Annotated in this window: 17 protein-coding genes; 5 read left to right on the forward strand and 12 right to left on the reverse strand. The window is 70.4% G+C overall.

Annotated elements, in window-relative coordinates:
* Window positions 1–16: 16 nt before the first annotated feature.
* From AC07RV_RS25315 to AC07RV_RS25325, 3 genes are all read right to left on the reverse strand, one after another.
* Window positions 17–313, reverse strand: coding sequence for a hypothetical protein (locus AC07RV_RS25315; RefSeq protein WP_296778844.1), 297 nt, complete (start codon window positions 311–313; stop codon window positions 17–19).
* A 14-nt stretch (window positions 314–327) separates the two neighbouring features.
* On the reverse strand, window positions 328–2,685 hold the full coding sequence (locus tag AC07RV_RS25320) for an FdhF/YdeP family oxidoreductase (protein ID WP_296778905.1): 2,358 nt from the start codon (window positions 2,683–2,685) through the stop codon (window positions 328–330).
* A 111-nt stretch (window positions 2,686–2,796) separates the two neighbouring features.
* Window positions 2,797–3,711 carry a LysR family transcriptional regulator gene (locus tag AC07RV_RS25325; RefSeq protein ID WP_296778848.1) on the reverse strand — a complete coding sequence of 305 codons (915 nt, stop codon included), beginning with the start codon at window positions 3,709–3,711 and terminating at the stop codon, window positions 2,797–2,799.
* A gap of 109 nt (window positions 3,712–3,820) precedes the next feature.
* On the opposite strand from AC07RV_RS25325, the gene AC07RV_RS25330 reads away from it, so the two are divergent.
* Window positions 3,821–4,681 (forward strand): NmrA family NAD(P)-binding protein, encoded by an 861-nt coding sequence (locus AC07RV_RS25330; protein WP_296778849.1) that lies wholly within the window; start codon window positions 3,821–3,823, stop codon window positions 4,679–4,681.
* Window positions 4,682–4,687: 6 nt separating this feature from the next.
* On the opposite strand, the gene AC07RV_RS25335 is transcribed toward AC07RV_RS25330, so the two are convergent.
* From AC07RV_RS25335 to modB, 3 genes are read right to left on the reverse strand one after another with little or no spacing between them, the layout of a single operon-like run.
* Window positions 4,688–5,479, reverse strand: a complete 792-nt coding sequence (locus tag AC07RV_RS25335; RefSeq protein ID WP_296778852.1) for an ABC transporter ATP-binding protein — start codon at window positions 5,477–5,479, stop codon at window positions 4,688–4,690.
* Window positions 5,476–6,240 (reverse strand): molybdate ABC transporter substrate-binding protein, encoded by a 765-nt coding sequence (modA, locus tag AC07RV_RS25340; RefSeq protein WP_296778854.1) that lies wholly within the window; start codon window positions 6,238–6,240, stop codon window positions 5,476–5,478. The genes AC07RV_RS25335 and modA overlap by 4 nt, the downstream gene beginning before the upstream one ends.
* Window positions 6,241–6,258: 18 nt before the next feature.
* Window positions 6,259–6,942 carry a molybdate ABC transporter permease subunit gene (gene modB, locus AC07RV_RS25345; protein ID WP_093340902.1) on the reverse strand — a complete coding sequence of 228 codons (684 nt, stop codon included), beginning with the start codon at window positions 6,940–6,942 and terminating at the stop codon, window positions 6,259–6,261.
* A gap of 191 nt (window positions 6,943–7,133) precedes the next feature.
* Here modB and AC07RV_RS25350 point away from each other — a divergent pair, with 191 nt between their 5' ends.
* Window positions 7,134–7,424, forward strand: a complete 291-nt coding sequence (locus tag AC07RV_RS25350; RefSeq protein WP_256222344.1) for a hypothetical protein — start codon at window positions 7,134–7,136, stop codon at window positions 7,422–7,424.
* 2 nt (window positions 7,425–7,426) lie between these two features.
* Window positions 7,427–8,074, forward strand: coding sequence for a nitroreductase family protein (locus AC07RV_RS25355; protein ID WP_296778861.1), 648 nt, complete (start codon window positions 7,427–7,429; stop codon window positions 8,072–8,074).
* Here the strand turns inward: AC07RV_RS25355 and tsaA are convergent.
* Both tsaA and AC07RV_RS25365 read right to left on the reverse strand, forming a co-directional pair.
* Window positions 8,071–8,568 (reverse strand): tRNA (N6-threonylcarbamoyladenosine(37)-N6)-methyltransferase TrmO, encoded by a 498-nt coding sequence (gene tsaA, locus AC07RV_RS25360; protein WP_093340905.1) that lies wholly within the window; start codon window positions 8,566–8,568, stop codon window positions 8,071–8,073. The two genes, AC07RV_RS25355 and tsaA, sit on opposite strands and share 4 nt — an antisense overlap.
* Window positions 8,565–8,912, reverse strand: coding sequence for a winged helix-turn-helix domain-containing protein (locus AC07RV_RS25365; RefSeq protein ID WP_057592932.1), 348 nt, complete (start codon window positions 8,910–8,912; stop codon window positions 8,565–8,567). Before AC07RV_RS25365 ends, tsaA begins: the two co-directional genes overlap by 4 nt.
* Before the next feature lie 170 nt (window positions 8,913–9,082).
* Here AC07RV_RS25365 and AC07RV_RS25370 point away from each other — a divergent pair, with 170 nt between their 5' ends.
* A complete protein-coding gene (locus tag AC07RV_RS25370) occupies window positions 9,083–9,658 on the forward strand; it encodes a molybdopterin-binding protein (protein WP_296778864.1) in 576 nt (191 codons plus the stop codon).
* 33 nt (window positions 9,659–9,691) lie between these two features.
* On the opposite strand, the gene AC07RV_RS25375 is transcribed toward AC07RV_RS25370, so the two are convergent.
* The 3 genes from AC07RV_RS25375 to apbC form a co-directional block, all read right to left on the reverse strand.
* Window positions 9,692–11,383 (reverse strand): OFA family MFS transporter, encoded by a 1,692-nt coding sequence (locus tag AC07RV_RS25375; protein WP_296778866.1) that lies wholly within the window; start codon window positions 11,381–11,383, stop codon window positions 9,692–9,694.
* 158 nt (window positions 11,384–11,541) lie between these two features.
* Window positions 11,542–12,489 carry a LysR family transcriptional regulator gene (locus tag AC07RV_RS25380; RefSeq protein WP_296778869.1) on the reverse strand — a complete coding sequence of 316 codons (948 nt, stop codon included), beginning with the start codon at window positions 12,487–12,489 and terminating at the stop codon, window positions 11,542–11,544.
* A 333-nt stretch (window positions 12,490–12,822) separates the two neighbouring features.
* Entirely contained in the window at window positions 12,823–13,914 is a 1,092-nt protein-coding gene (gene apbC, locus AC07RV_RS25385; protein WP_296778871.1) for an iron-sulfur cluster carrier protein ApbC, read from the reverse strand.
* Window positions 13,915–13,990: 76 nt separating this feature from the next.
* On the opposite strand from apbC, the gene AC07RV_RS25390 reads away from it, so the two are divergent.
* Window positions 13,991–15,208 (forward strand): patatin-like phospholipase family protein, encoded by a 1,218-nt coding sequence (locus tag AC07RV_RS25390; protein WP_296778873.1) that lies wholly within the window; start codon window positions 13,991–13,993, stop codon window positions 15,206–15,208.
* 11 nt (window positions 15,209–15,219) lie between these two features.
* Here the strand turns inward: AC07RV_RS25390 and AC07RV_RS25395 are convergent, their stop codons facing one another.
* Window positions 15,220–15,900 carry a YceH family protein gene (locus AC07RV_RS25395; protein WP_261213931.1) on the reverse strand — a complete coding sequence of 227 codons (681 nt, stop codon included), beginning with the start codon at window positions 15,898–15,900 and terminating at the stop codon, window positions 15,220–15,222.
* Between the last annotated feature and the right edge of the window lie 17 nt (window positions 15,901–15,917).

Here is a 15,917-nt window from a genome sequence, read left to right on the forward strand (position 1 = left end):
ACGGCGGGCCAGGCGTTCAGGCGGCGGGCGCGTCGCTGACGAGGGATTCGGCCAGCGCGCGGCCGGCGTCGCTGAGGCGCGCCAGCCAGCGCTCGCCGTCGCGCTCGACCACGACCCAGCCCGGCCCCGGCACGCCGCCGAGGGCCGCGTCGCCCATCAGCGCGAGCTGGCGCATCAGCACGCTCGCGCCCTGGCCCAGCCGCTTGCCCAGGCGCGGCAGCGAGACGCTCTCCAGGCCCTCGGCCTCGAACTCGGCCAGCGCAAGCAGGATCGCGGCGGGCAGCGGGAGGGCGTCGTTCGCTTCGTCGGACATGGGGCGCGCGAGCCTCAGGCCGCGACCTCTTCGCCCGTGACCGAGGCCGGGCCTTCCTCGGCCTGCGCGAGGTGCGCCACCAGCATCACGGGAATCGACTTCGAGGTCGGCGTGCCCGCGTTCTCGGCCACCGAGGACAGCGGCACCAGCGGATTGGTCTCGGGGTAGTAGGCCGCGAGGTTGCCGCGCGGGATGTCGTAGGCCACGAGCTTGAAGCGGTCGGCGCGCCGCTCCTGGCCGTCGTCCCACACCGTCAGGATGTCGACCCAGTCGCCGTCCTTGAAGCCCAGCGCGCGGATGTCCTCGGCATGGATGAACACCACGCGGCGCTGGCCGAACACGCCGCGGTAGCGGTCGTCCATGCCGTAGATGGTGGTGTTGTACTGGTCGTGCGAACGCGTGGTCAGCAGGGTGAAGACCTTCGCGTCGCCCTTGCGGTTGTGGCGCGCGCGGGCGCGGTGCACCGGCGTGTCGGTCGGCACCGCATGGGTGAAGAACACGGCCTTGTGCTGCGGCGTGTTCCACACGCGCTCGCTCGCGGTGTTGCGCAGGCGAAAGCCGCCGGGCGTGGCGACACGCGTGTTGAAGTCCGCGAAGTCGTCGAACACGGCCTCGATCTTGTCGCGGATGCGCGCGTAGTCCTCGATCATCCAGAGCCACGGCGTGCGGCTGCGCGCACCGAGCGTGGCGGCCGCGAGGCGCGCGACGATGGCGGGCTCGGACAGCAGCTGCTGCGAGGCCGGTGGGTTGATGCCCATCGAGATGTGCACCATGCTCATCGAGTCCTCCACCGTCACGCCCTGCGCGCCGGCGGCCTGCATGTCGATCTCGGTGCGGCCCAGGCAGGGCAGGATCAGCGCCTCGCGCCCGTGCACCATGTGGCTGCGGTTGAGCTTGGTCGCGACGTGCACCGTCAGGTCGCACTGGCGCAGGCCCTTCCAGGTCTGGTAGGTGTCGGGCGTGGCGGCCGCGAAGTTGCCGCCGAGCGCGAAGAACACGCGGCCCTTGCCGTCGAGCATGGCCTGGATCGCCTCCACCGTGTCGAAGCCGTTCTCGCGCGGCGGCTCGAAGCCGAACACCTGCTGCAGCCGGTCGAGCAGCGCGGCCGGCGGCTTCTCCCAGATGCCCATGGTGCGGTCGCCCTGCACGTTGCTGTGGCCGCGCACCGGGCAGGCGCCCGCGCCCTCGCGGCCCATGTGGCCGCACAGCATCAGCAGGTTGACGATCATCTGGATCGTGGCCACCGAATGCTGGTGCTGCGTGATGCCCATGCCCCAGCAGGCGATGACGCGCCTGGCGCCCAGGTAGACCTCGGCCGCGGCGCGGATGTCGGCCTCGGACAGGCCCGATTCCTGTTCGAGCAGTTCCCACGACTCGGCACGCAGGTCGGCGGCCAGCGACTCGAAGCCGGTGGTGTGGGTGGCGATGAACTCGCGGTCGAGCAGCGAGGCGCCGCTGGCGGCGATGCTCTGGTCGTCGCGCTCGATGACGTGCTTCATCATGCCCTTGAGGGCCGCGAAGTCGCCGCCCACGCGCAGCTGGTAGTAGTGGGTGCTGATCGGCGTCGAGCCCAGCGTGGCCATCTCGATCTTGCTCTGCGGATCCTGGAAGCGCTCGAGGCCGCGCTCGCGCAGCGGGTTGAAGCTCACGATGCGCGCGCCGCGCTTGGAGGCCGCGCGCAGCTCGCCGAGCATGCGCGGATGGTTGGTGCCGGGGTTCTGGCCGAAGATGAAGATCGCGTCGGCCTTGTCGAAGTCGTCGAGCGTGACCGTGCCCTTGCCCACGCCGATCTGCGGCCGCATGCCGCTGCCGCTGGGCTCGTGGCACATGTTCGAGCAGTCGGGGAAGTTGTTGGTGCCGTACTCGCGCACGAACAGCTGGTAGAGGAAGGCGGCCTCGTTGCTGGCGCGGCCCGAGGTGTAGAAGATGGCCTGGTTGGGATCGGGCAGCGCGTTCAGGTGGCGCGCGATCAGTTCGAAGGCCGCGTCCCATTCGATCGGGCGGTACCTGTCGCTCGCGCGGTCGTAGACCATCGGGTGCGTGAGCCGGCCCTGGTCCTCGAGCCAGAAGTCGCTCTGCTGCATCAGCTCGGCCACCGTGTGCTTCGCGAACAGCTCGGGCCCGGCGCGGCGCGCGGTGGCCTCGGCCGCCACGGCCTTCACGCCGTTCTCGCAGAACTCGAAGGTCGAGGCGTGGTTGCGGTCGGGCCAGGCGCAGCCCGGGCAGTCGAAGCCGTCGGGCTGGTTGGCCGACAGCAGGGTCTTCGCACCCTTGAGGGGAATGTCCTGCCGCAGCAGCGTGTTCTTCACGCTGCGCAGCGCGCCCCAGCCGCCCGCGGGGCCCTTGTAGAACTCGATCTTCTGTTCGCCGATATCGCCAATGCTCATGCGACCGAGTGTTCGCCGCGCGCGCCGGGAGCGTCAAATTGAATCGGGACATGCTCCGATTCAAAACGGAAATGACGGGGCCCGCACCGGGCCGGTTCAGCCCGCAGCGCGCGGCGCCAGCAGCTCCTCGACGAAGCCGATGAAGGCGCGCACCTTGGCGGCCGGCAGGTGGCGCGAGGGATAGAGCACGTGCAGCGAGAAGCGCTCGTCGGGCCAGTCGGGAAAGAGGTCGACCAGCTGCCCGGCATCGAGCAGTTCCTGGATGCCCAGCGCCTTGATCTGCGCGATGCCCGCGCCCGCGACGCAGGCGCCGAGGATGGTGCCGGGATCGGTCAGCAGCAGCCGGCCCGCGGTCGGCACCTCGATGGCCTTACGGCCGCGGCGGAATTCCCAGGCGAAGGGCTGGCCGGTCAGCGGATCGCGCACCTGGATGCAGACATGCCGGGCGAGTTCGGCCGGCTTCGCGGGCCGGCCATGGCGCGCGAGGTAACCGGGCGCGGCCACGGTCGCCACGCGGGTCTCGATCAGCTTGCGCGCCACCAGCGAGGAGGCGGGCGGCGTGCCGAAACGCAGCGCGATGTCGAAGCCCTCGCCCACGAGGTCGCCGAGCTGGTCGCGCGCGATGAGCTCGAGCGAGAGATCGGGATGGCGCTCGACGAAGCGGTGGATGTGCGGCGCCAGCAGCAGCCGCGAGGTGAAGGCGTCGACGTTGACGCGCAGCCGGCCCTGCACCGCGCCCGCGGAGCCGCTGGCGCGCGTCACCGCGTCCTCGATCCCGAGCACCAGCGGATTGATGCTGGCGTAGAGCTCGCGGCCCTCGTCGGTCAGGCCCAGCGAGCGCGTGGTGCGGTCGAGCAGCCGCACGCCGATGCGCGCCTCGAGCCGCGCAATGGCCCGGCTCACGCCCGAGGGCGTGACGCCCAGCGCATCGGCCGCCTTGGCGAAGCTGCCGCTGTCGACGACGGCGGCGAGCACGCTGACGTTGGAAAGCAGTCGTCCGTCGAGAGCCATGGATTCATCCGTGATTTGGAGTCACGAATGATATGAGCTGCACGGCATTTACTCAAAGGCTTGCGATTCCTAGCATTCACCCCGTCGCATTCGTTCAAGGAGAAATCACATGCACGCCATCACTGGAATCACGGGCAAGGTCGGCGGCGCCGCCGCGCGCGCCCTGCTCGCTTCGGGCCACAAAGTCCGCGCCGTCGTGCGCGATGCCGACAAGGCCCGGCCCTGGGCCGCGCTCGGTTGCGAGGTCGCCGTCGCCGAGATGGAAGACGCCGACGCGCTGGCGCGCGCCTTCGCCGATTGCACCGGCGTGTTCGTGCTGCCGCCGCCGTGCTTCGATCCGCTGCCGGGCTTTCCCGAGGCGCGCGCGGTCATCGCGGCCGTGCGCCAGGCGCTCGAGGCGGCGCGGCCCGCGCGCGTGGTCTGCCTCTCGACCGTCGGCGCGCAGGCCACGCAGCCGAACCTGCTGAGCCAGCGCTCGCTGATGGAGGAAGGCCTGTCGCCCCTGCCGCTGCCGCTCGCGCTGCTGCGGCCGGCCTGGTTCCTCGACAACCTGGCCTGGGACGTGGCACCGGCGCGCGAGCGCGGCGTGCTGCCCGGCTTCCTGCAGCCGCTCGAGCGGCCGGTGCCGATGGTCTCGACGCTCGACGTGGGCCGCGTGGCGGCCGAACTGCTGCAGGAGGACTGGCAGGGCCGGCGCGTGGTCGAGCTCGAGGGCCCGGCGCGCGTCACGCAGCACGAGATCGCCGCCACCTTCGCGCGCGTGCTCGGCCGGCCGGTGCAGGCCGAGGCCGTGCCGCGCCAGACCTGGGGCGCGCTGTTCCGCGAACAGGGCATGCGCGACCCGGTGCCGCGCATCCAGATGCTCGACGGCTTCAACGAGGGCTGGATTGCGTTCGAGGGCGACGATGCCTCGGTGCGCAAGGGGCGCGTGACGCTCGAGGACGTGGTGCGCCAGCTCGTGGCCGGCTGAGCCAGCTCAGGCGCCCGGCGCGTCCTGCATCAGCAGCCCGCGCAGCTTGCTGCGCAGCGGCGTGTCCGCCACCGCCGGCACGCCCGCCGCCTCGCGCAGCGAGATCTCGCGGCTCTCGGCCGTGTGCAGGTCGATCTCGCGCACCACCTGGCCGTCCTTGTAGACGAAAGCCACGTCGGCCAGCGCGAGCACGTCCTCGATGTCGTGCGTGATCATCAGCACCGGGATGCCCCAGGCGCGGCGCACCTCGGCGAGTTCTTCGCGCAGCTCGGCGCGCAGCATCGGGTTGAGCGCAGCGAAGGGTTCGTCGAGCAGCAGCACCTGCGGCCGGCAGGCCAGCGCGCGCGCCAGCGCCACGCGCTGCTGCTGGCCGCCCGAGAGCTTCTGCGGCCGGCTGTCGGCCAGCGCGGCCAGGCCGAAGCGATCGAGCAGCGATTGCACGTTGTCGGCCTCCTCGCTCGGCAGGCGCCGGCGGCGCCAGGAGGTCAGGCCGAAGGCCACGTTCTCGCGCACCGAGAGGTGCGGGAACAACGCGTAGTTCTGGAACAGATAGCCCACGCGCCGTTCGGAGGCCGGCACGTCGATGCCGCCGGCGGCGTCGTAGAGCGTGCGGCCGTCGAGCCGCACATGGCCGCCCGCGGGGCGCAGCAGGCCGGCGATGGCCTGCAGGGTCAGCGACTTGCCGGCGCCCGAGGGACCGTAGAGCGCGGCGAAGGGAACGTCGGTCGAGAAGCGCGCGGCCAGGTCGAAGCGGCGGCTGCCGTCGGTGACCGTGAGCTTCAGATCGACATCAATCATGGTTTGCCGAAACCATAGCGCGTGAGCACCTCCTGTGCCGCGTCGCTGGAGAGGAAATCGATGAAATCCTTGGCCACGGCCTTCTGCTTGCTCTCGGCCACCACGGCGATCGGGTAGGTCACGGGGCTGTTGCCGCTGGGCGTGAGCACGATCTTGACCTTGTCGCCCATCACGGCCGCGTCGGTGCGGTAGACGAAGCCGGCCTCGACCTCGCCGCGGCCCACGTAGTCGAGCACCTGGCGCACGCTGTCGGCCTGCACGAACTTGGGCTCGAGCGTGGTCCAGAGGTTGGCGGCGTCGAGCACCTGCTTGGTGTAGCGGCCGACCGGCACGGTGGCGGTCTTGCCCACGGCGATCTTCTTCACGGCCGGGCCGGCCAGGTCCTGCAGGCTCTTGACGCCCACGCCGTCCTTCGACGGCTCGATCAGCACCAGGCTGTTGCTGACGAAGTTCTTGCGCGTGTCGGTGTCGATGTGCTTCTGCTCGACGCCGCGGTTCATGGTCTCCTGGTCCGCGCTCGCGAACACGTCGACCGGCGCGCCCTGGCCGATCTGCTGCAGCAGCACGCCCGAGGCGGCGAAATTGAAGCGCACCGTGGTGCCGGCCTTGGCAGCCTCGAACTTGGGACCGATCTCCTTGAAGGCGTCGGTCAGGCTGGCCGCGGCCGAGACGGTGATCTGCTGCGCGGCGGCGCCCAGCGGGATCGCGAGGGCGAGGACGGAAGCGAGGGCGAGGGACGACAAGGCGCGGATGGAACGCATGCGAAGCTCCTGGGTGAATCAGCGAAGGGAAAAGAAACGGTTGGACAGCACCAGCACCGTGATCGACAGCAGCGAGGTCACGATCACCAGCAGCAGCGCGAGGTCGTCGTGGCCGGCCTGCACGGCGTCGTAGATCGCCATCGACAGGGTCTGGGTCTGTTGCGGGATCGAGCCGGCCACCATCAGCGAGGCGCCGAACTCGCCCATGGCGCGCGCGAAGGCCAGCAGCGTGCCGGCCAGGATGCCGGGCCAGGCCAGCGGCAGGGTGACGCGCACGAACACCGAGAAGCGCGACTGGCGCAGGGTGCTGGCGGCGGCCTCGAGCGAGCGGTCGACGCCCGCGAAGGCGGCGCTGGCCGACTTGAGCACCAGCGGCAGCGCGACCACGGCCGAGGCCACCACGGCGCCGTGCCAGCTGAAGATGATGGTGTAGTCGAAGTGCTCGCGCAGCCAGGCCCCGAGCGGGCTGCGCCGGCCCGCCACCACCAGGATGCCGTAGCCGATGACCGTGGGCGGCAGCACCAGCGGCAGCATGAACACCGCCTCGAGCACGCTGTGGCCCCAGAAGCGCTTGCGCGCGAACAGCCAGCCCAGCGCCAGCCCGACGACCAGCGCGAGCACCGTCGCCACGCTGGCGACCTGGATCGACAGCACCAGCGGATGCCAGTCGGTCTGCGTGATGAGCGATTGCGTCGTGTTCATGAAGATACGGCGTAATTGTTGCATGACGCGCCGGCACGGCTCGGCGATGGAACACGGGTTCCAGGTTTTATTAGGGTAAATCCAGTGTGCATCGAGGGTGCGAAGGGTGCACATCCCAAGGCTCCTCCATATACTGGCAGATACAGCGTCGCAGACCTTTACCCCCGGGGCCGCGGCGCCAGATCCACCCCATGTCCCACGAGGACCCCGACCGACCGCCGACCATGCGCGCCTCCGCCCACGACACCGTTGTCCGCTCGATCTCCGGCCGGCCCGAGCTGCGCCAGGTGACGCAGGTCCAGGAATGGCGCGTCGAGCGCACGCTCGACGACGACGGCGGCGTGGTGCTGTCGATCGTGGCGCCGGGCGGCGAGAGCCAGTCCTTCCTGGTCGGCCAGGCCGACGCGCACGACATCGGCGAGGTGCTGCGCCGCAAGGCCGCCTGGGTCGAGCGGCTCGAACACGGGGAACCGCAGCGCTGACCATGAGGTGGCGCCACATGACGGGTGCCGAGCGCATCCTCGAAGTGCTGCTGACGCGGCGTTCGGTCTCGCCGCGCCGGCTGCGGCCGCCCGGCCCCAATCCCGAGGAACTCGACGGCCTGCTGCAGGCCGGCCTGCGCGCGCCCGACCATGGCGCGCTGCACCCCTGGCGCGTGATCGAGTTCAGGCCCGCGAGCCGCGAGGCGCTGGCCGACTGCTTCGAACAGGAGAAGCTGCGCCGCGACCCGCTCGCGAGCCCGGTCGACCTGCGCCGCGCGCGCGAACACGCATTGCGGCCGCCGCTGCTGCTGGCCTTCGTGGTCTCGCCGCGCCCGCGCAGCCAGGTGCCCGCGCGCGAGCAGTGGCTCAGTGCCGGCGCGGCGCTCGGCAACATCCTGAGCGCGGCGCACCAGCTCGGCTACGGCGCGATCGTGCTGAGCGGCGAGCGCTGCTTCGACGAGACGCTGGCACGCCAGCTCGGCGTGCAGCCCGGCGAGGAGCTGGTCGGCTTCATCAGCGTGGGCACGATCGCGGAAGCACCGCCGCAGCCGCGCGAGACGCTGTCGCAGAACGTGTGGTCGTGCTGGCAGGGCGAGGCGCCGTGGGTGGCGTCGCCCGGCGCGCTACCGCCGCCGCCGGAAGCCGGCTAGCGCATCCGGTCGTCGGAGCGGGTCTCGGGCAAGCGCTCGAGCCGCGCGCCGAACCAGCCCACGCGCTCGGTCTCGCGCACGTCGAAGCGCGGCACGTAAGGCTTGATGTCGAGCACCGGGGTGCCATCCATCATGTCGTTGCCGCTGAAATGCAGGATGCGGCCCTCCACCGCCGTGAGCCGCACGATCGACAGCCCGAGCCGGTTGGGCCGCGCGGGCGCGCGGGTGGCGAAGACGCCGTGCGAGGCATCGTCGAGGAAGGGCACGACCTCGAGCTTCTCGTTCTCGCAGGCATGCAGCCGCGTGATCAGGATCAGGTAGTCGAAGCCCTCGATGTCGCGCAGCCCCGGCGCGAATTCGGGGTGGACCTCGACGCGGCCCGTCTCCTCGGGCGCGCCCGCGGTCTGGATCGGCATGCCGGTGGCCTCGGTGAAGCGGCTGCGCACCACGCCCACGGGGCGCAGCACGATCTCGTCGCGCGCTTCGGCGCTCATGGCGCGAGCAGCCGCGTGAGCGCGCGGATGTCGGCGGCCGTGGCCAGCCGCGCGGCATTCTCGATCGCACGGTAGTGCTTGACGATCTCCTCGCCCACCGGCGTGAGCGCGGTGCCGCCGCCGTGCGAACCGCCGGCCGCGGTGTTCACCGCGGGCGAACTCAGCGCATGGTTCATCTCGTCGATCAGCATCCAGGCACGGCGATACGACATGCCCAGGAGCCGGGCCGCGCCCGAGATCGAGCCGGTCTCGGCCACGGCCTCGAGCACGGCGATCTTGCCGGGGCCGATGGCGATGACGTCGTCGCGGTAGACGCGCAGGCGGAACTGGACTTTGGATTTCATGGCGGACGGAAAAAGCGCGGACGTGGGCGAGAAGGGTAAACGATGCGGCGACCGGGCCGGCCGCCGGATTACCCGATGGCGCGGCCTCGCCCGTCGAAGTCGTCATGTCAGAATGAACACAGCGCCAGGGCCGGCCCACGCCGGCTGGCCATCGGATGAGGAATCGAACCATGCGCCCCCTGTCCCTCGAAGCCCCCGGCAGCGCCGCGCGCCGGCTGCTCGGCATCGCCGCGATCGTCGCCCTGCTCGCGGGCTGCGCCGGCACGCCGCCCATCGCACCGGCCGCGGCCACGGGCCATGGCCCCTCGGCCAGCGACGAGGCCTCGCCGGCCTTCACGGTCTCGGGGACGGTACTCAAGCGCGCGCGCTTCGATCTCGCCGAGCTGCGCGCCATGCCCGCGACCACGCTCACGGTCGGTGCCGACACCTACACGGGCGTGAGCCTGTGGTCGCTGCTCAACGATCCCGCGGTCGGGCTGCAGGCCGATGCGCGCCTGCGCAACCCGCTGCTGTCGATGTACGTGGTGGCCATCGGCAGCGACGGCTACCGCGCGGTGGTGTCGCTGGGGGAAATCTCGCCGGAGTTCGGCAACAGGACGGCGCTCTTGGCCTATGCCCGCAACGGCACGCCGCTGGGCCGCAACGGCGCGGCGCGCCTGGTGGTGGCCGGCGACCAGAAGCCGGGCCGTTCGGTGGCGCGGCTGGCCGCGATCGAGGTGTTCGCGGCGCAGCCTTCGGGGCGCTGACGACGAAGCCGGGGCCGCGGGCCCCGGCGGGGTTCAGTGGAAGAACTTGGCCGCGCTGATCAGCGTCTTGTAGACGCCCCAGGCCAGCGGAATGCCCACCGCCGCCCAGGCCAGCACCACGACCGCCGGGCTCACCGTGTCGGCACGGCCCGAGCCCTCGCCCACTTCGGAGGCCGCGGCCTTCTCGTGCGCGAGCTTCTTCTCGATGGCGAGTTCGGCATCGCTCATGAAGTGCTTGTCGGCCACCGGGCGCACCAGCAGGTTGGCGATGAAGCCGATCACCAGCATGCCCACGAGGATGTACATGGTCTGGTTGTAGACCTGCTCGCGCGGCAGGCCCAGGCCGAGCTGGTACTCGCGCATGTAGTTCACGACCACCGGGCCGAGGATGCCGGCCGTGGCCCAGGCCGTCAGCAGGCGGCCATGGATGGCGCCGACGAACTGGGTGCCGAACAGGTCAGCCAGGTAGGCCGGCACCGTGGCGAAGCCGCCGCCGTACATCGAGACGATGACGCAGCACGCGCCCACGAACAGCAGCTTGCTGCCCGCGCCGGCCGACGAGGGAATGCTCGCGTAGAGCACCGCGCCGAGCACGAAGAACACGGTGTAGGTGAGCTTGCGGCCGAGCTTGTCGGACAGGCTGGCCCAGACGAAGCGCCCGCCGATGTTGAACAGCGACAGCAGCGCGGTGAAGCCGCCGGCCACGACCGCGATGGCCGCGAGCTGGGTCTTGTCGAGTTCGCCGAACTTGCCCGGCAGGTCGATCAGCGCGCCGCCGAACACTTCCTGCAGCATCGGCGAGGAGATGCCGATCACGCCGATGCCGGCGCTCACGTTCATGCACAGCACCAGCCACACGAGCCAGAACTGCGGAATGCCCCAGACCTTCTTCACGTGCACGTGGCGCTGCGTGATCATGGCGTTGCTGGTCTGCGCGGGCGGCGGCGTCCAGCCGGCCGGCTTCCAGCCCGTGGGCGGCACGCGGTAGCCGAGCGCGCCGGCCATCATGAAGACGAAGTAGCCGATCGCCATCACGACGAAGGTCTGCATCACGCCGACGTCGTGGGCGTCCGAGAAGCGCTTCATGAGGTCGACCGCGAGCGGCGAACCGATCATCGCGCCGCCGCCGAAGCCCATGATGGCCATGCCGGTGGCCATGCCGCGGCGGTCGGGGAACCACTTGATCAGGGTGCTGACCGGCGAGATATAGCCCAGGCCCAGCCCGATGCCGCCGATGACGCCCGAGCCGAGGATCATGAGCCAGAACTGGTGCAGGTGGATGCCCAGCGCCGACAGCAGCATGCCGCCGCACCAGCACAGGGCCGACACCACACCGGCCTTGCGCGGACCCGCGCGTTCGAGCCAGCCGCCCCACAGGGCCGCCGAGCAGCCGAGGAAGACGAAGAACAGGGTGTACATCCAGCCCAGCGTGGCGACGCGCCAATCGCAGTTCGTGGCGAACAGCTCGGCGAAGAAGCTCATCTCGCGCGCGCAGGCCTGGGCGCCGGTGCCGGCGGTGGCGAGCGCCTTCGACAGCGGCAGCCAGAACACCGAGAAGCCATAGGCCATGCCGATGCACAGGTGGATGGCCAATGCTGCAGGCGGGACCAGCCAGCGGTTGTAGCCGGGGCCGGCGATGATGCGTTCCTTGTCGAGGAAGCCGGGCGCGGCGCCCGAGCCTTGGATGCGATCTCCCTCGAGAACGCCTGCAGTTGAACCTGCCATATCACTCCTAAATTGCCGGATCTGGAAAAACGGACTGTTGAAAATTTCCGGCGGCGGAGTGTGGGCGGCACGGCCATGCGCCGTCAAATTCGATCGGCGCATGGGCCGATTCAAGAACTAAATGGCGACCGCCATCCGCGCCATCCGCGCTATTCGCGCTATTCGCCCAGCGTGCCGCTGTGCAGCGCGGCCTGGGCAAGCCACTCGAGCGTCTGCAGGAAGGCCAGCGCGGCCTCGAGGGCGCGCGAGGCACGCACGCCATCCTGGGTCATGAAGCCGATCGGGGTGAGAACCTCGGGTGCCACCAGCGGCAGGGCCTCGAGTTCGCGGTAGCTGCGCACGGCCGCGACCATGGCGCCAGGCAGCACGCTGCTGACCGTGCCGGCGATGACGGCCAGCACGAGGGCAAGCACGGAGTTGGTCTCGATGGCCGGCGCCACGACGGTGCCGACGGCCTCGCGCAGCGCCTGGTCGACGATGGCGCGGTTGTGCATGTCGGGCGTGAGCAAACACAGCGGCAGCTTCGCGGCCTCGGCCCAGGCCAGGGGCTTGCCGATGCGCAGCTGGTCGTCGGAGGGCACGGCGGCGCGGCGCAGAAGAAAGTAATGCTCGATGCTCTGCGGCCAGGCGGTGAGCTTGATGCCGGGCATGTGCATGCGTTCGGTGTAGCCGAGCGCAAGATCGACCGAGAGGCTCTCGAGGCCGGTCTCGAGCTCCTGCGAACTCATGGAGATGACGCCGGGCACGATGCCCGGATGGCGCTGGTGCAGCATGGCCGCGAAGCGCGAGAGCATGGGTATCGCCGTGGGCACGGCCGCCATGCGCAGACTGCCGCGCGGTTCTCCGGCCTCGCTGCGCAATTCCTGCAGCAGCACTTCGTTGTCGCGCAGCATGCGTTGCGCGGTGGCGAGCACGCGTTCGCCCTCGTGGGTGAGGCCGACGTAGACGCGGGCGCGCTTGACGATGACGACGCCGAATTCGGATTCGAGCGCGCGCAGGGCGTTCGACAGCGCGGGCTGGGTGATGTGGCAAGCGGCGGCGGCGCGGCCGAAATGCTTGTGTTCGCTGAGCGCGACCAGATAGCGCATGGAGGCGAGGAGGTTCATCTCGCTGTCCTTGCTCTTGGGAGTGAAGGGTCGGGGCGCGTGCACAGGACAGCGGGTACTTCCCTCCGCGAATGTCCCCCGCCTTCGGCTCCTCCTTTATTTCGCTGCGGGAAGCACCCACTGCCCTGTGCACGTGGGCGCAGTCGTTGTGCGGGCCGGTTCAACCGCCCTGCCTCAGGCTCACGTCGATGGGGTACTCCCCGCAGCGAAATCAAGGAGGAGGCCGCAGGCCGGGGGACATTCGCGGAGGGGAGTACCCCGTCGGCGTGAGCCCGCTCCCGCACGTAGCTCCACCGAAAAGAAGCACAACCCACCAAGCCCCCGCAACCCATCCTAGGTACTCTTGCTGACCGTGATCGTCGGAAACTTCGCCGAGAAATCCTTGGCCTTCTCGGCAATGCCCACCGCCACCTGCAGCGCCACGGCACGGTAGAGCCCGGCGATCTCGCCCTCGGGATCGGCCACCACCGTGGGCTTGCCGCTGTCGGCCTGCAGACGGATGTCGATCGACAAGGGCAGCGCCCCCAGGTAGGCCATGCCGTTCTGCTCGGCCAGCTTCTTGCCGCCATCGGCGCCGAAGATGTGTTCGACATGGCCGCAGTTCGAGCACACGTGCACCGCCATGTTCTCGACCAGACCGAGGATCGGCACGCCGACCTTCTCGAACATCTTGATGCCCTTCTTGGCGTCGAGCAGCGCGATGTCCTGCGGCGTGGTCACGATCACCGCGCCGGTCATCGGCACGCGCTGGCTCAGCGTGAGCTGGATGTCGCCCGTGCCCGGGGGCATGTCGACGATCAGGTAGTCGAGGTCCTTCCAGTTGGTCTGGCGCAGCAGCTGCTCGAGCGCCTGCGTGGCCATCGGGCCGCGCCAGATCATGGCCTGGTCGGCGTCGACCAGGAAGCCGATCGACATCACCTGCACGCCGTGGTTCTCCAGCGGCTCCATGGTCTTGTTGTCGGTGCTTTCGGGGCGGCCCTCGATGCCCATCATCATCGGCTGGCTCGGGCCGTAGATGTCGGCGTCGAGCAGGCCCACGCGCGCGCCCTCGGCCGCCAGCGCCAGCGCCAGGTTGGCCGCGGTGGTGCTCTTGCCCACGCCGCCCTTGCCCGAGGCCACGGCCACGATGTTCTTCACGTTGGGCATCAGCTGCACGCCGCGCTGCACCGCGTGGCTGATGACCTTGGTCGTGATGTTGACCGACACGTTGTCCACGCCCGGCACCGTCTTGGCCGCGGCCACCAGCGCCTTGCGCAGCGCCGCGTGCTGGCTCTTCGCGGGATAGCCGAGCTCGATGTCGAAGGACACGTCGCCCTCCGAGATCTGCAGGTTCTTGAGCGCGCGGGTGGACACGAAGTCCTTGCCGGTGTTGGGGTCTGCGACGCTCTGGAGGGCGTTCGAGATCGCCTCGGGGGTGATGGCCATTGATCTAACTCCTGGAAGGCGGGTAGTCTAGTGCGCCCCGTCGGGGCCGACTCCCAACGCTTCGAATAACCGAAAAATGCCAGAGACAAGCCCCGCGACGACCGGCCTGCTGCTCACCGGCGGCGGCGCCCGCGCCGCCTACCAGGTGGGGGTGCTGCAGGCCATCGCCGAGATCCGGCGCGCGGCCGGCGCCGCCGGTGGCGGCAACCCCTTCCCGGTCATCACCGGCACCTCGGCCGGCGCCATCAACGCGGCCGTGCTGGCCTGCGGCGCCGACGACTTCGATGCCGTGGTGGCCCACATCGCGCAGTTCTGGGGCGAGTTTCGCGCCGGCCAGGTCTATCGCGCCGATTCGCTCTCGGTCATCGGCAGCGGCGCGCGCTGGCGCATGCTGCTGGGCCTGGGTCGCTTCGCGGCCAACTGGATGCGCGTGAAGCCGCGCTCGCTGCTCGACAACACGCCGCTGTCGGAGATGCTCGAGCGCATGGTGCCGCTGGACCGCCTGCCGAAGCTGATGCAGCAGGGCCACCTGCAGGCGCTGGCGGTCACGGCCTCGAGCTACAGCTCGGGCGAGCACGTGACCTTCTTCGAATCGGGCACGCCGATGGAGCCCTGGGTGCGCTCGCAGCGGCTGTCGGTGGGCTGCCGCATCTCGCACGCCCACCTGCTGGCCTCGGCCGCGATCCCCTTCGTGTTCCCGGCCACGGCGCTGCCGATGGAGGGCCACACCGAGTACTTCGGCGACGGCTCGATGCGTCAGTCGGCCCCGATCGCCGCGGCCATCCACCTGGGCGCGCAGCGCATCGTGGTGATCGGCGCGGGCCGCATGCACGAGCCGCGCGAGGCGCCCGCGCCCAACACCCACAGCGGCTACCCGACCATGGCGCAGATCGCGGGCCATGCGCTGTCGAGCATCTTCCTCGACGCGCTCGCGGTCGACATCGAGCGCCTGCGCCGCATCAACCACACGCTGGGCCTGATCCCCGAGGAGGCACGCGCCGCGAGCGCGCTGCGCCCGATCGACCTGCTGGTGATCTCGCCCTCGGAACGCCTCGACGTGATCGCCGCGCGCCACGTCGACGCCCTGCCCGGCGCCGTGCGCCACCTGCTCGGCGGCTCGCAGGTCGCGGCCGACGTCAAGGGCGGCGCGCTCGCGAGCTACCTGCTGTTCGAGTCGGGCTACACGCGCGAGCTGATGGCGCTCGGGCATGCCGATGCGATGCGGCAGCGCGAGGAGGTGCTGCGCTTCTTCGGCTGGGAGGAGGCGAGGCAACCGGAATCGACGGCGGCCTGAGCGCCGGCCGTTCAGCCCGCGTCGGAAATCCCGAGCTCCGAGCACACCCGCCCGAGCAGCGCCTTGAGCTGCGCCACCTCGGCCTCGAGCCGCGCCACGTTGGCCTTGAGCGCCGCCACCTCGCCCAGCGAGACATCGTGCGCGGCGCGCGGCGCCTCGTAGCCGCCCGCGGGCGCGGCCTCCTCGGCCGGCGTGCCGCTCAGCAGGTGCGCCCAGCGGCTCTCGCGCGCGCCGGGCAGGCGTGCGAGCTTCACCACCAGCGCGCCGGCCGAACGCTCGGACAGCTCGTCGAGGAAGCCTTCGACCGAGGAGATGTCGGCGAAGTTGTGCATGCGGTCGCAGGCGATGCGCAGCTCGCCCGCGGTCTGCGGGCCGCGCAGCATCAGCACCGTGAGCAGGATCACCGACTGCGAGGGAATGCGCAGCACGCGGTCGATGTTGTGTTCGTAGCGCCAGGCGCGACCGCCGCTGGTCTCGGCCACCAGGCTGTAGCCCTTGAGGCTGTCGATCGCGGCCTGCACCTGCGACTCGCTGAGCTCGAGCACCGGGTTGCGGCTGGTCTTCTGGTTGCAGCCCGACACCAGCGCGTTGAGCGTCAGCGGATAGCTGTCGGGCACGGTGCGCTGCTTTTCGGCCAGCACGCCGAGGACGCGGGTTTCGACAAGGGACAGGACGGGCAGCGCAGTGGTCATGGCTCGGCAGGAAAACG

The sequence above is a fragment of the Variovorax sp. GW821-FHT09B01 genome (genome assembly GCF_059418345.1).